Here is a 13,126-nt window from a genome sequence, read left to right on the forward strand (position 1 = left end):
CCCTCGCCCTGTACACGTTCGATATCCATTGCCCTCATGGACTGGCCGGCCGTTCGAAGATGCGGCGGCTGATGTCCGCCGACGCGGCCCAGCCAGCCTCGGCCAGGTAGCGGACGGGAGCCCGGCCGCACAATTCCCACAACACAGTCCGCCGCTGCGGCCAGCGCAGCGACGACAGCCATGGCGCGATGACCATGTTGAGCAGGTCCTCATTGCCGATGCGCGACAGGATCGGCTTGGCCCGCTCCGATAGAAGCGTGCCGGTGCCGCCCAGCAGCACGTCGGCGGCGCGCAGGCCGAGCAGCAAGGTGTCGTCCAGTCCCTGGCCTATCGCGGCATCGAGCACACGCTGCTGATCGGCCTCGCCGAGGCGAGCGGCGCTGGCCCTGATATCGCAGACATAGCCGGCGCAGGGCTCGCGGTTGAACAGGGCCTTGGCGACGCTGATGCACGACAGCATCAGTGTGTCGGCGGCCGAAGTGAAAGGGACCTCGACGCCGGTGATCTCGACCAACCGTTTCCGCCGCAGGAACCCGTCGGCATCGCGCGGGCTGGGCGAGCCGGGCTGCTGGAGCCGGTAATGAAGATCGACCGTGGATGATCTCGGCCCGCTGCCGCGAACCATGTGCTGTTCGCCGAGGAAGCGGATCCACCAGACCGAACGCGACTTGCCCGACACCTCGTAGCCAATCAAGCGCAACGCTTCGCGCGTCTTCAGGAACCCGGCCGGCGCGACCAGGATGTCGACATCGCCCGCAGGCTTCATGAAGTGATCGTCGTAAAGCAGATGCTGCTGGAACGGCCCCTTCAGGAAGACGAAATTGATCCGCCGGTCGGACAGCGCCTCGTTGATGGCCATCGAATCCATCAGGCAGGCGGCGTTCATCGAAACCGTCCTTCTGCGATAGGTTTCGAGCCACTGGAAGAGCTCGCCCGGCCTCTCATGCGCCGGCGCACGCGCCAGCGCCTTCAGAACGAAGACACCGACCTTGTTCAGCCTGGCGATATCGGTGACGGCCTCGACCGAAAGGCCCGAGGGCAACGCCTCGGCGGCCGGGGCGGCGGGCGCCGCGAAATACAAACGTAAGCAGGCCCGCACATAGGCGATCTCGTCGGCGCAGTCGGTTGCGCGCAGTCGTTCATAAGAGCTTTCCGGCAAGGCCATTGAGCGCACAGTCTCCAAAAAACGGTTTGCGCGTCGCGTATGCTGCAAGTGCGAAACAAAGCATCCTTAAAAACCGCGGCGCCGTAAAGCCTTTCCTTTCGCGGTGCAAGATTTTGCAACCATAGCGTTTGCCGGCTTCCTCCGAAGGTGACGAGGTGATGGACGGAACACCCCGTCGCGGTGCTATCGGCGGTGGCCAGATGAAAGAGGGATATAGTTTAGCGCTATCTAAAATCAATCGCTTGCGTGAATTTCCCTTCAGGAATTCCCCTTAAAAATGACCAAATCAATGATTTAAAGTGTTGTCACTAGCAAACGCCGAAGTGAAGCAGCTTCCCTTCATAAAGGGCGGATTTCTCACACGGGGAGTGACGTTCGCAACCCATAATTGATTAACGGCGGGTAAATGAGACTTGACTCATAAATGCTGCTATGCAGCTATTGCGCCGCAGCATGAAAGTGCTGACGGTAATCGACAGGCCGTTTCCAGTCCTTGATAGGAGAGTACAATGGAACAGAATGTTGAAAAGCAAGAGTACGAAACGCCAAACCTGACCGTGCATGGTTCGATCGAGACCATCACCCAGGGCGGCGGCGGCAGCACGGCGATCGATGCGTCGTTCCCCGCACATACGCCAATTGGCGACCTCACGTTCTCTTGAGACTATCCTGATCCCGGAGGATGACGTTGGAACCTCCAGTATCCAAAAATCATAAGAAGGAGCCGGGGGTGAAAATCCCCGACTCCTCCAGCCTGTCGATGCGGGGCAACGTGTTGCGAAAGAGGTTTTAGGATGAACTGGAACCCATCCGACCGCGATTGCGTAAGCGCGACCAAGGATGCCGTGGCCTGCGAATTCGGCGAAGGCCTCGCGCTTCTCAACCTGAAATCCAATATCTACTACAGCCTCAACGGTGTCGGCGCTTTCATCTGGGACCTGATCCAGGAGCCCAAGCCGGTCGCCGATATCCGCAGCGCCGTCCTCGCTCGCTACAATGTCGACGCCGAGCGCTGCAAGGGCGACGTCGACGCATTGCTGAAAGGCCTGGCGGAAAACGGGCTTGCGAGGCTTGAGCATGAGGCCGTCGTCTAGGCAGGTGTCGCAGAAGGCCATGGTTGCGCGGCAAAGACCTGTGACGCAGAGACCCCCCGCGCCGATGAAGCGGCCTGGCAGGCGGAGCCTGGCCAGGATTTTGGCCTTGAGCGGTTCGGAAGCGTTTTTCCTGGCCCATTGCCTGCTGGTGGTCGCGACCGTGCGGCTCGGGCTGACAGTGTTCTCCTACAACCGCGTCCGCGGGATGGTGACACGGCTCAACGCGCGCCAATGTGCCAGCATGGGCGAGTTGCGGCTTGTCGCCTGGGGGGTCGCAGCGGCCGCGCGGTTCGTGCCGGGCGCCACATGCCTGACCCAGGCGCTTTCGGGCCAATATCTTCTCGCGCGCAAGGGCAATGCGTCGAATATCCGCATCGGCATCGAGCGCGGCACGGGCGAGCAATTGAAGGCGCATGCCTGGCTGGTCAGCGACAACCACATCGTGCTCGGCGGATCCATTGATGGCTTCGCCCATCTGGTCGACCACGGCAGCCGATGAGCGGCGTGGCCGGAATCCTGTTGCGGCAGGGCCACGCCGTAGCGGTCCGAGGCCCAGCGCCGGCTGAGGCGGCGAGCGGCATCCAGCAGATGCTGGCGCGCATGCGCCATCGTGGTCCCGACGGAAGTTCATGGTGGCTGGACAGCGGCATCGCGCTTGGCCACGCCTGGCTGAACACGACCGACGAAGCCGGCCCCGGCCCGCTGACCATGGCCGGCGGCAAGCTCGCCATCACCGCCGACTGCCGGCTCGACAACCGCGACGAGCTGCTCGCCAGGCTCGGCATCAGGGACAGCTCAGTCGCCGATGCTGCATTGCTGATGCGGGCCTATCTGCGTTGGGGTGAAGCCTGCCCCGTGCATCTGCAAGGCGATTTTGCCTTTGCCGTCTGGGATGCCGAGCGGCAGCTTCTGTTCTGCGCGCGAGACCATTTCGGGGTCAAGCCATTCTATTACCACGCGGCGGAACGACGCTTTGCCTTTGCCTCCGAGATCGGACCAATGCTCGGCCTCGACGGGGTTGGTGCGCACCTCAGCGAGCACCGGATTTCGGGCTTCCTGGCCGGGTTGCCCGACGACCCGCAGTCCACGCCCTACCGCGACATCTTCGCCCTGCCGGCGCGTCACAGCCTTACCGTCACCGCGCAACGCCTGGTGCTGCGCCGGTATTGGCAGATCGAGCCATCGCAGCGAGTGCCGCGGTCGGATGCCGCGGAGGAATTCGCCCATCTGTTCTCGCAATCGGTCCGCAATCGCATGCGGGGAAGTCCGTCGGTCGGCGCGATGCTGAGCGGCGGCCTCGATTCCTCCTCGATCGCCTGCGTTGCCGGGCTGCAAAATGCGGCCGGGCGCAAACCGAAGCTGCCGACCTTCTCCCTAGTTTTCGAGAAGGGGTCGTCGATGGACGAGCGCTCCTTCATCGATGCCGTGCTGGATCAGCAGAAGACCGACCCGACCTTGATCCCTGTCGGCAATTATGCGCCTTTCGCCGAATTCGAACGGGTGCTGGAGGAACAGGAAGGCACCTTCCTGGCGCCGGGCCTGACGCTGACACGCGGTATCTACCGGACGGCGGGCGCCAAGGGCATCAAGGTGCTGCTCGATGGCCATGGCGGCGACGAGGTCGTTTCGCAGGGACATGGCCATCTGCACGAGCTTGCCAATGGCGGCAGATGGCTGGACCTCTGGCGCGAGGTTCGCAGCGCCTCCAACACCTATGGCGACAGCACGCTCGGCCTCTATTTCCAGTTCCTCACTATTTACGGGCCGGCCTGGCGCATCGCCAGGCTGCGGCAGTTGGGGAACCGAGCCCTGAACAAAATACGCAAACCTGCCCAATCGCGGCGTGGCCGGAGCTGGCGCGACCTGATCAATCCGGACCTTGCCAGGCGAACCGAGCTCATCGACCGGTTCCACCGAGCCGGCTATATGCCACCCGGCGTCCAGGCCAGCGATGCTCTCAGTCACCGCTGGATCCTGTCCAACGGTTATGTCCCGCACTCTTTCGAGGTTCTGGACAAGGCCGCCGCCAATTTCGGCGTCGAGCCGCGTTATCCGTTCTGGGACAAGCCGCTGGTCGAATTCTGCCTGGGGCTGCCGGGCGAGCAGAAGCTCAGTCACGGCTTTGGCCGCTACGTGTTGCGCCGGGCCATGGAGGGCATCCTGCCGGCGGCGGTCCAGTGGCGGCGCGACAAGATCGATTTCACCGCCAATCTCGTCAACGGCATGGTGCGCAACCATCGCGACCTGCTGGACCAGTTGCTGGTTGGCGACGCGGGTCGCATCGCGCCCTATGTCAACCTGCCGGAAGTAACCGCTGCCTATGCGCGGCTGTTGCGCCAGCCGGACCAGGTGGCGCCGCTCGATGTCCAGTATGTCTGGCGCTCGGCGTCATTGTCGCTGTGGCTGCGGCAGGTCCAGCATGGCGGGAGCCCGGCATGATGTCCCGCCAAGAGCCGTTCGCCGGCGATCTCGACCATCTTCCCCGGCGCGGCGGGATCGCGGGAGAACGACGTTACTACCGCGCCTACGGCCTGATCATCGCATCCGGCGTGTCCCTGCCCGAACTGGAGCCGGCGGACCCGGCGTCGGCCGACATCGAGATCGCCATCGGCCCGATCGATATGCCCAAGCCTTCGGCGGAGGCCGCGACCGTCTTCCGCTTCGAGCCCGGCCGGCAGTATTTGGCCTGGGAGGCCGTCGGCGCATTCCTGATCAGCGACGCCCGCCGCATCGATGTCCAGCCGGCGCCCGGCGTCGACGACGCCTTGCTTGCCTTTCCGTTGCTGGGGCCGGTGCTGGCGCTGCTTCTGCACCAGCGCGGCCTGCTGGTTCTTCATGCCAGCGCCATTGCGGTAACCGGCAGGGGCGCCATCTTCATGGGCGACAAGGGCGCCGGCAAATCGACGACGGCAAGCGCGCTGATCCGGGCCGGACACGATCTGCTTACCGACGATGTCGTCGCGCTCGACCTGGCAAACCCGAACCAGCCGATGATCGTTCCGGGGTTTCCGCAGATCAAGCTTGCCGCCGATGCCGCAGCGGCAATCTCGCTTGGGCAGGCGCAAGTGCGGCCGCAAGTGCATCCCGCGATCGAGAAGATGCAGCATCGCCTGCACGGCGCCTTCTCCGGCAACAGGGTGCCGGCGGCCAGGATCTACATACTCGAGCGTGGCGAAAGGGCTGGGATCACCCCCTTGCCTTCCATTGCCGCCTTGCCGGCCATCATCAAATTCTCCTACGTGACGCGTTTCGGCCGCGCGGCGCTCTCCGGCGATTTCGCCGCGATGCACCTTCGTCACTGTTCAGCAATCGCTAACCATGTCGGCGTGTGCCGGCTGGACGTTCCAACGGGCATCGACAGGATCGGCGAGGCTGTGGCGCTGATCGAAAAGGAATTGGCCGGAGATGCCTAGGTCATCGGTCTTCAGCCTGTCGCTGTTTCGCGATGTCGCGGCATTTGGCGCCGTCATTGCCCAGATCGGCGGGCGGCGGACCTGGACGGCGCTGTTGTTCCTGATCCTCGGCAGCCTGACCGAAGGCATCTCGATCCTGCTGCTGATTCCGCTGCTGCACCTGGTTGGGCGCGCCGACCAGGATTTCGCGGTCAGGCTGCCGAATATCGATTTCGTCCGCTGGCTGGTGCCCGGCGGAACGCTGCAACTGACGACGGTGCTTTGCGCGCTGGTCGGGCTTGTTGCCGTGCAGGCAGCCTTCAACCGCTTCAAGTCGGTCTACATGGCAAGGCTGCTCTTCGATTTCATCAACCGCCTGCGCATGAACCTGTTCGAGAGCATCGGCAAGGCGCGGTGGGGCGTGTTCACGCGCATGCGCGGCTCCGATCTCGACCATGCCCTGACCGGTGACATCGACCGCGTCCAGGGGGCCGCCTTTTCCCTGCTGATGTTGGTGCAGATCGCCGTGCTGCTGGCGGGCTATCTCGTGATTTCCATGTTCATCTCCCCGGTTATGACGGCGTTTGCCGTCGTCATCGGCATCGTGATGTTCATAGCGCTGCAGCCGTTTCGCTCGCGGGCCACGGCCTTCGGCCGCATCCTGACGAGCAATCGCCAGGACCAGTACCGTACGGTTTCGGAATTTCTCGGCGGCATCAAGGTGGCCAAGAGCCTGAATGTCGAGGGCAGCTATTTCGCGCAGCTGCAGGCCACGCTCGAAAAGATGAAGGCCGATAACATCGCTTATGTGCGGAACAGCTCGATCGGCACCGCCGTGTTCCAGGTGGCGAGCGTCGTGGGCCTGAGCGTCTTCATCTATGTGGCGCTGGTCCGCTTCAACCTGTCGCTGGCCGAGATCGTCGTGCTGCTCCTGGTCTTCATGCGCATCGCGCCGCGCTTCATGGACATGCAGACGCAGGCCCAGCAGGTGCTGATCAACCTGCCCGCCTATACGGCAATGCGCAGCCTGCAGGCACGTTTCGACGCCGAGCGCGAGCCGGGCCATATCGAATCCGGGGATGCCCGCAAGCTGGCCCTCGATACGGAGCTGAACATTCGCGACGTCTCCTTTGCCTATGACGGCGGCGCCGGCAAGGCGGTGGTGAGCGACGTCACCTTCGGCCTTCCGGCCGGCAAGGTCACCGCCCTGATTGGCCCGTCCGGATCAGGCAAGAGTACGATCGCCGACATGCTGCTCGGGCTGCTCGAGCCGACCGCGGGCAAGATCCTCGTCGATGGCGTCGAGGTCGATGCCGCCAACCGCCGCCGCTGGCGCGATCAGGTGGCCTATGTGCCGCAGGACGTATTCCTGCTGCATGACACGATCGCGGCGAACCTGCGGCTTGCCGCACCGCAGGCCAGCAACGACGAATTGTGGACGGCACTCCGCGCCGCGCATGCCGGCGAATTCGTAGAACGGCTTGACCTCAGACTGGAGACGGTGGTCGGCGACCGCGGCGTGCGCATGTCGGGCGGCGAGCGTCAGCGCATCGCGCTGGCGCGCGCGCTGCTGCGCAAGCCTTCACTGCTCATCCTGGATGAGGCAACAAGCGCGCTCGACTGGCAGAACCAGTCACTTATCGCCAAGTCGATCGACGGCCTGCGCGGCTCAATGACGATCCTGACAATCGCTCACCGGCCGTCGATGATCGCCTTCGCCGACTGGGTGGTGGCAATGGAGGACGGCCGTGTCGTGGAAGTTGGGCAATATCGGCGCCTGAAGGCGAAGCCGGGGAGCCGACTGTCCAGGATGCTGTCGGGAGAACAGTCGGAGACCGAACCAGCGGACGTGGCCTGACCCGGCGTGCGCCTTGCGCCTAATGCAGGCTCCGCCGGGCGCTGCCAAGTTTCTCGCCCTCGGGCACTTCGGTGGATTTCTTCTTTCTCTCGGCTTCGCGCAGCCTGTCGGCCGGCGTCGGCTCGCTCCTGGCGATCATGGCGTAGACGACCGCGAAATAGCCGGCCTGGATGACCACCGCGCAGATCATGACACGCAGCAGTGTCGTGCCGAGCGAAGCCCCACCCAGCCACGACCAGGCAACGACGATCGAGAGCGCGAAAAGCATCCCAAGGATGAATTTTGGAAGCGACATACCCAACAGCCCATAAACCGGCTCGGGTTATATCCAACGATAGCCCCACCCGAGCGCCGTCCCTTGTCATGCGGGCTTGTTAAGTCACCCGCTGCCGACCGGTTGCTTCCGGCCTTTCAACCTGTCGCCACCATGACAGGTATAATTTGCAATTCTATTAAGGCGAGCAGAAGGCGGCAAGGGCAACCGCACATATTTTTGAATCAGCTTACGCGCTCGACTCTGCCATGCTGCAACGCACACGGCCGCATTTCACTCAACCTGCAGCCGTTATAAGGTGCGAGTACAATCCATAATATTAAGCAGTATTTTATGTGAATAGTTCCAAATATGGCACCTTCCTAAAGCACTTATATGTTCCGCCCCTCGACGCCGAGAACGCGTCGCCTAGGAATCGCCTCAAAAATGTCCGGGTTTTTTTATCCTTGCCCATTTATTGTCACAAATGTGCTAAAAATTTCGAAATTTGTGCAGAGCGAGCTTACTATTTAGTCAATTCATGACGCGACTATTTCAATGGGATGGGAAATTGTGTGTTGCGCTGCAGCATTTTTTTGATATCGTGCGGTCAACCATTCGTTCACCGCATGGAGTTTCCGTATGAGGGATATTGCCAAGTCGGCCACGGCGGGCTTTTCGCAGGCTGACACCGACTTTCCGCCGCCGATCGGCGGTCTCATCAAGCGGAGTTTTGATGTCGCCGGTTCGCTGGCTGGGCTGATCGCGCTCAGCCCGCTGTTCATCATGATAGCATTGCTGGTCAAGTTCTCCGACGGCGGATCGATTTTTTACGGCCACCGCCGAATCGGGCGCGGCGGACGGCTGTTCTCCTGCCTCAAGTTCCGCACCATGGTTCCCGACGGGGACAAGGTGCTGGCCGCCTATCTTGCGACCAATCCAGACGCCAATGCGGAATGGATAGCGACCCGCAAGCTGAAGAACGATCCACGCGTCACCCGCGTCGGAGCGGTCCTGCGCAAGCTCAGCCTCGATGAGTTGCCGCAGATCATCAACATCCTCCAGGGCGACATGAGCCTTGTCGGGCCTCGCCCGGTGGTCCGCGACGAACTGGAAATCTACGGCAGCGCGGCTGTCTATTATCTGAAGTCCCGGCCCGGCCTGACCGGCCTGTGGCAGGTCAGCGGCCGCAACGATGTCTCTTATGACAGCCGCGTCGCGTTCGATCGCCACTATGTCGAGAACTGGTCGCTGTTCGAGGACGTTCGCATCATCATCAGGACCGTGCCGGCCGTCTGGATGTCACGCGGTTCTTATTGATCGGCCGGGCTGACCCAGCCATCCGGCGGCAAGCTCATCGGGCGATGGGGCTAAAACGGATCGGAACGTTCAGTTGAAAACAGACATGTTCGAAGCCTTTGGCGGCGGCCCGTTTTTCGGCCGCTCGCGGCTCGTGGCGACGTGCCTTGCGATGTCGCTCGCTTTTCCCCAGCTGGCCGCCGCCGACGACTACCGTCTGGGCTCCCAGGACAAACTCACCATCCGCATCGCCGAATGGCAGACCGTCGAAAGCACGTTCCGCGACTGGTCGTCGGTCAATGGCCAATACACGGTCGGTCCGGCCGGCACGCTGTCGGTGCCTTTCGTCGGCGAACTGCCGGCGGCCGGCAAGACCACGGCAGAGGTCGCCGCGGCGATCGGCGAGGCGCTGCAGCACAAGCTCGCTTTGTCGGACAAGCCCGAAGCCTCGGTCGAAATGGCGCAATTCCGGCCGTTCTATATTTCGGGCGAAGTGCAGAATCCCGGCCAGTTTCCCTATGTGCCCGACCTTACGGTGCTGAAGGCGATCAGCGTCGCCGGCGGCATCAGGCGCAGCGCCGACTACGGTCCCCAGCTCGGCAAGGACCTGGTCACCGCCAAGGGTAATTTCGATATCTCCGACGACCTGCGTGTGCGGCTGATCGTCAAGCGCGCCCGCATCGACGCCGATATGGCCGGCAAGACGAGCTTCGAAGCGCCGAAGGAGGTCGAGGGCGATCCTCGGCTGCCGACCATCGTCAACGACGAGATGACGATCCTGACCGCCGACCAGAAGGCGCTGAAGCTGAAGCTCGAGTCACTCGACGATCTCAAGGGTGTGCTGCAGGCCGAAATCGAATCGCTGGAGAAGAAGATCGTCAACCAGCAGAAGCAGGTCGATCTTGCGCAGCAACAGCTGGCCAGCATCGGTCCGCTGGCGCAGAAGGGTCTGGTCGCCAATGCGAGACTTCTGGATTCGCAGCAGTCCGTCACCGACCTGCAAGGCAAGATCCTGGACTATGAGACGGCCATCCTCACCGCCAAGCAGGCGATCAGCAAGGCGACGCAGGACGCCATCGACGCCCAGAACACCTTGAGCTCGAGCCTCGCCGCCGCCCGGCAACAGACCGAAGCCGACCTGAACGAGGCCGCGCTGAAGGTGAATATGCAGAAAGGCCTGATCGCTCAGGCCACTGATCCGGCGACGACGGCCGCCATCACCAACGACCAGCAGCCTACCTTGCTCTATTCGCTGGTGCGCAATGTCGACGGCAAGACCAGCGAAATCGCCGCCAAGGAAGACACGCCGGTGCTGCCCGGCGATGTGATCAAGATCAAGCTGGCGCCGCTGGCGAGCCAGTAGGGACGCGGAAGTTCGCACGACCCGCCGCTTCGATCCTCTAACACAAAGACTTTGAACCTCCGCCTGGCCTGCCTGGCGGAGGTTTTTGCTGACAGGGTTTCCAGAACCGGAAAACCAGAACGGTTGTTGACGCAATTGCGGACGGGAAAACCGCTACGCACTTTTCCCGGCATTGCTCCAAGAACGGTTTAGTGTTTGATAGAATCTCTGACCCGCTCTAACTTCTTGTTTTCACGCAATTCCCAAGGGGAAGCGCTATGCGCTTCTCCCGGGAAACCGTTACACACTTTCCTGGAATTGCCCTGGCGGACCCTCATCATTACTCGGCCGCCGCCGGACGGTGCGGCCAGGCTGGCTCCCCACCCTTCGCATCCGCTGGCTCGAAGGCCGGCGACCACCGCGTGCGCGTGACCGGCAACCGGGCCAGCTTGAAGAAGCTGAAATACATCAGGAAGGAGCCCATGATGTAGGGGTTGAGAATCTCGACCTCGACGAAGGAGCGGATGAGCAGCAGCACCATCACGCCGATGAGAACCACCGATTCGGCCTGCCATGTCTTGAAGACCACCGCCGCGATATGGCCGAAGAGCGTGCGCAGCATGATCAGCGATATCAGCACCGCCCCGGTGAAGCCGAGTTCGACAAGGGCCTCGACATAGGTGTTGTGGAAATGGAAGCCGGTGCGGGTGGTGATGTAGAATTCGTTCCACAGCCGCTCGGCCTCGGCAAAGCCCTGCACCCAATAGGCGGCATAGCCGACGCCGAGGATCGGCGATCGCATCGCGGCGTTCCAGCCCTGCTCCCACAGATAGGTCCGCCCGGTGAGCGTCGAATCCTTACCGAAGATGCCAAGCACGAAGTCCATGAGCCCGAGATTGAGGGCGACGATGGCCACCACGACGATCATGCCGGCGCCGATCAGGAAGATCACCCGGCGATAGCGCCGCGACAGAAGCTTGCTCATCGCAAGCAGCGCCACCAGCGCCAGAACCGCCGGTATCGAGGCCATCGAGGTGGCGGAATGCGAGACGACCAGCACATAGGCCGACAGCAGCACGACCGGCACGGTCAGCATGAAGCTCAGGCGGCCACGCCGAAGGAAAGCAAGGAAAACGACGGAGAAATAGATGCCGAGCGAGCCGACGAAGCCGATCTGGTTCTTGGAGGCGAAGGCGCCGACGAAATTATAGGTGCCGTCGAGGACGTCCTCGGAATAAGCTCCGACCTTCAGCGAATAGATCAGGACGAAGAATATGCCGACCAAGGCGCCTATCGTCAGGGTGCGCACGCTGACGGTGCGCGCCGCGACATAGGCACAGGCGATATGGGAAAGGTACTGGACCGCCGTTCTGGCGGTGGTGCCGGGTGCCTGCGACCAGAACACGGAGAAGCAGACATAGGCAGCGAACAGCAGCGGCAACCAGGCACTGGACAATTGCCGCAGGAACCGCCGGTAGTCGACCAGGATGAGCGGAAGCCAGACGACATAGTAGGCCAGGATCAGCACCTGGCCGAAAATGACGGAATAGGAGAACGCCCAGATCGAGACGGCAACGGCAAAACTGCCATAGACCGAATTCTTCTCGGGATCGACGAGCAGGGATTTGGGAATTTTCATCTAAAGGGTCCCGTCAACACGACCCAGAACCGGCAGGCCGCAAACCAGCCGGCATATCCGCAAACAGGGGCGTACAAGAAACGGCGTCTCCATTGTGCAGTGCAATATAACCTATCGCACCCCTTGCTCAATGGCAAATCCGGTCACCTTGTCTTACAGCGAAGCGATCGCCGAGAGATCGCAACCCCATAATCCGGCCGGTGTTGGCCCAGACGATCCGGCCACATGCCGGCTTGAACTCGATCGGCGGTCACCTCACAGTTCCCGACGAGCCATCACATGGACCGGGATGGACAGGGGAGTGACATGCCGATGAATTTCGCGGGACGATTCGCCGGCCGGTCGGCGGTGATTACCGGCGGCGCCTCGGGCATCGGCCTGGCGGTCGCACACAGGATCGTCAACGAAGGCGGGCGCGTCAGCGTCTGGGATCGCGATCCCGCACAGATCGAACAGGCGAAAGCCGTCATTCCCAGCCTGCAGGGGGTGACGATGGACGTTGCGGATGCGGCAAGTGTGGAGGCCGCCGCACAATCGACGATCGAAGTCCTCGGCGGCGTCGACATACTGGTCACCAGCGCGGCCATAACCGGCCCCAACATGACGACCTGGGCCTATTCGGCCGAGGATTGGCAAAGGGTCATCAATATCAACATCAACGGCGTCTTCTACTGCAACAAGGCGCTGGTGCCGCACATGCTCGAGCGCGACTACGGCCGCATCGTCAACATCGCCTCGATCGCCGGCAAGGAAGGCAATCCCAACGCTTCCGCCTACAGCACCTCGAAGGCGGCGGTGATCGGCCTGACCAAGTCGCTCGGCAAGGAACTCGCCAAGACCAAGGTGACGGTCAATTGCGTGACGCCGGCAGCTGTACGCACGGCGATCTTCAAGCAGATGAGCCAGGAGCACATCGACTTCATGCTGTCGAAGATACCGATGGCGCGCTTCGGCGAGGTCGAAGAAGTGGCTGCGCTGATCTCATGGATCGCTTCCGAGGAATGCTCGTTCACCACGGCCGCCGTGTTCGACGTTTCGGGCGGCCGCGCTACGTATTGAGCCGGGTCGAGGCAGTTCCGAGTTC

The 13,126-nt window shown here is 62.3% G+C and carries 12 protein-coding genes; 9 read left to right on the forward strand and 3 right to left on the reverse strand.

Annotated elements, in window-relative coordinates; all coding sequences use genetic code 11:
* Nucleotides 1-34: 34 nt before the first annotated feature.
* Nucleotides 35-1,165 (reverse strand): nucleotidyltransferase family protein, encoded by a 1,131-nt coding sequence (locus EN824_RS30045; protein WP_135917299.1) that lies wholly within the window; start codon nt 1,163-1,165, stop codon nt 35-37.
* Nucleotides 1,166-1,674: 509 nt separating this feature from the next.
* Between EN824_RS30045 and EN824_RS30050 the strand changes: the two genes are divergently transcribed.
* From EN824_RS30050 to EN824_RS30075, 6 genes are all read left to right on the forward strand, one after another.
* Nucleotides 1,675-1,827, forward strand: a complete 153-nt coding sequence (locus tag EN824_RS30050; protein ID WP_127279240.1) for a lasso peptide — start codon at nt 1,675-1,677, stop codon at nt 1,825-1,827.
* 132 nt (nt 1,828-1,959) lie between these two features.
* Nucleotides 1,960-2,259 carry a PqqD family protein gene (locus EN824_RS30055; protein ID WP_127279241.1) on the forward strand — a complete coding sequence of 100 codons (300 nt, stop codon included), beginning with the start codon at nt 1,960-1,962 and terminating at the stop codon, nt 2,257-2,259.
* 106 nt (nt 2,260-2,365) lie between these two features.
* Nucleotides 2,366-2,758 carry a lasso peptide biosynthesis B2 protein gene (locus tag EN824_RS30060; protein ID WP_245464424.1) on the forward strand — a complete coding sequence of 131 codons (393 nt, stop codon included), beginning with the start codon at nt 2,366-2,368 and terminating at the stop codon, nt 2,756-2,758.
* Complete coding sequence (locus tag EN824_RS30065; RefSeq protein WP_127279243.1) at nt 2,755-4,698, forward strand: lasso peptide isopeptide bond-forming cyclase; 1,944 nt, start codon at nt 2,755-2,757, stop codon at nt 4,696-4,698. Before EN824_RS30060 ends, EN824_RS30065 begins: the two co-directional genes overlap by 4 nt.
* Complete coding sequence (locus EN824_RS30070) at nt 4,695-5,672, forward strand: serine kinase (protein ID WP_127279244.1); 978 nt, start codon at nt 4,695-4,697, stop codon at nt 5,670-5,672. Before EN824_RS30065 ends, EN824_RS30070 begins: the two co-directional genes overlap by 4 nt.
* Nucleotides 5,665-7,509 (forward strand): ABC transporter ATP-binding protein, encoded by a 1,845-nt coding sequence (locus EN824_RS30075; protein WP_135933020.1) that lies wholly within the window; start codon nt 5,665-5,667, stop codon nt 7,507-7,509. The genes EN824_RS30070 and EN824_RS30075 overlap by 8 nt, the downstream gene beginning before the upstream one ends.
* A 19-nt stretch (nt 7,510-7,528) precedes the next feature.
* Here the strand turns inward: EN824_RS30075 and EN824_RS30080 are convergent, their stop codons facing one another.
* Nucleotides 7,529-7,804, reverse strand: coding sequence for an exopolysaccharide production repressor exox (locus EN824_RS30080; RefSeq protein ID WP_135933021.1), 276 nt, complete (start codon nt 7,802-7,804; stop codon nt 7,529-7,531).
* 600 nt (nt 7,805-8,404) lie between these two features.
* Between EN824_RS30080 and EN824_RS30085 the strand changes: the two genes are divergently transcribed.
* Nucleotides 8,405-9,082 (forward strand): sugar transferase, encoded by a 678-nt coding sequence (locus tag EN824_RS30085; protein WP_127275990.1) that lies wholly within the window; start codon nt 8,405-8,407, stop codon nt 9,080-9,082.
* Nucleotides 9,083-9,167: 85 nt separating this feature from the next.
* Nucleotides 9,168-10,424, forward strand: coding sequence for a polysaccharide biosynthesis/export family protein (locus EN824_RS30090; protein ID WP_167531474.1), 1,257 nt, complete (start codon nt 9,168-9,170; stop codon nt 10,422-10,424).
* A 319-nt stretch (nt 10,425-10,743) separates the two neighbouring features.
* Here the strand turns inward: EN824_RS30090 and EN824_RS30095 are convergent, their stop codons facing one another.
* Nucleotides 10,744-12,042, reverse strand: a complete 1,299-nt coding sequence (locus EN824_RS30095; RefSeq protein ID WP_127275992.1) for an O-antigen ligase — start codon at nt 12,040-12,042, stop codon at nt 10,744-10,746.
* Between the two features lie 306 nt (nt 12,043-12,348).
* Here EN824_RS30095 and EN824_RS30100 point away from each other — a divergent pair, with 306 nt between their 5' ends.
* On the forward strand, nt 12,349-13,101 hold the full coding sequence (locus tag EN824_RS30100) for an SDR family NAD(P)-dependent oxidoreductase (protein WP_127275993.1): 753 nt from the start codon (nt 12,349-12,351) through the stop codon (nt 13,099-13,101).
* The last annotated feature ends 25 nt before the right edge of the window (nt 13,102-13,126 follow it).

This window comes from Mesorhizobium sp. M8A.F.Ca.ET.181.01.1.1 (assembly GCF_004792025.1).
In the GTDB taxonomy this organism is placed as follows: domain Bacteria; phylum Pseudomonadota; class Alphaproteobacteria; order Rhizobiales; family Rhizobiaceae; genus Mesorhizobium.

Bases quoted from the DNA above. Each gene is read 5' to 3' on its own strand.
- EN824_RS30045 (WP_135917299.1), bottom strand. From the start codon at position 1,165: ATGGCCTTGCCGGAAAGCTCTTATGAACGACTGCGCGCAACCGACTGC.
- EN824_RS30050 (WP_127279240.1), top strand. From the start codon at position 1,675: ATGGAACAGAATGTTGAAAAGCAAGAGTACGAAACGCCAAACCTGACC.
- EN824_RS30055 (WP_127279241.1), top strand. From the start codon at position 1,960: ATGAACTGGAACCCATCCGACCGCGATTGCGTAAGCGCGACCAAGGAT.
- EN824_RS30065 (WP_127279243.1), top strand. From the start codon at position 2,755: ATGAGCGGCGTGGCCGGAATCCTGTTGCGGCAGGGCCACGCCGTAGCG.
- EN824_RS30070 (WP_127279244.1), top strand. From the start codon at position 4,695: ATGATGTCCCGCCAAGAGCCGTTCGCCGGCGATCTCGACCATCTTCCC.
- EN824_RS30075 (WP_135933020.1), top strand. From the start codon at position 5,665: ATGCCTAGGTCATCGGTCTTCAGCCTGTCGCTGTTTCGCGATGTCGCG.
- EN824_RS30080 (WP_135933021.1), bottom strand. From the start codon at position 7,804: ATGTCGCTTCCAAAATTCATCCTTGGGATGCTTTTCGCGCTCTCGATC.
- EN824_RS30085 (WP_127275990.1), top strand. From the start codon at position 8,405: ATGAGGGATATTGCCAAGTCGGCCACGGCGGGCTTTTCGCAGGCTGAC.
- EN824_RS30090 (WP_167531474.1), top strand. From the start codon at position 9,168: ATGTTCGAAGCCTTTGGCGGCGGCCCGTTTTTCGGCCGCTCGCGGCTC.
- EN824_RS30095 (WP_127275992.1), bottom strand. From the start codon at position 12,042: ATGAAAATTCCCAAATCCCTGCTCGTCGATCCCGAGAAGAATTCGGTC.
- EN824_RS30100 (WP_127275993.1), top strand. From the start codon at position 12,349: ATGCCGATGAATTTCGCGGGACGATTCGCCGGCCGGTCGGCGGTGATT.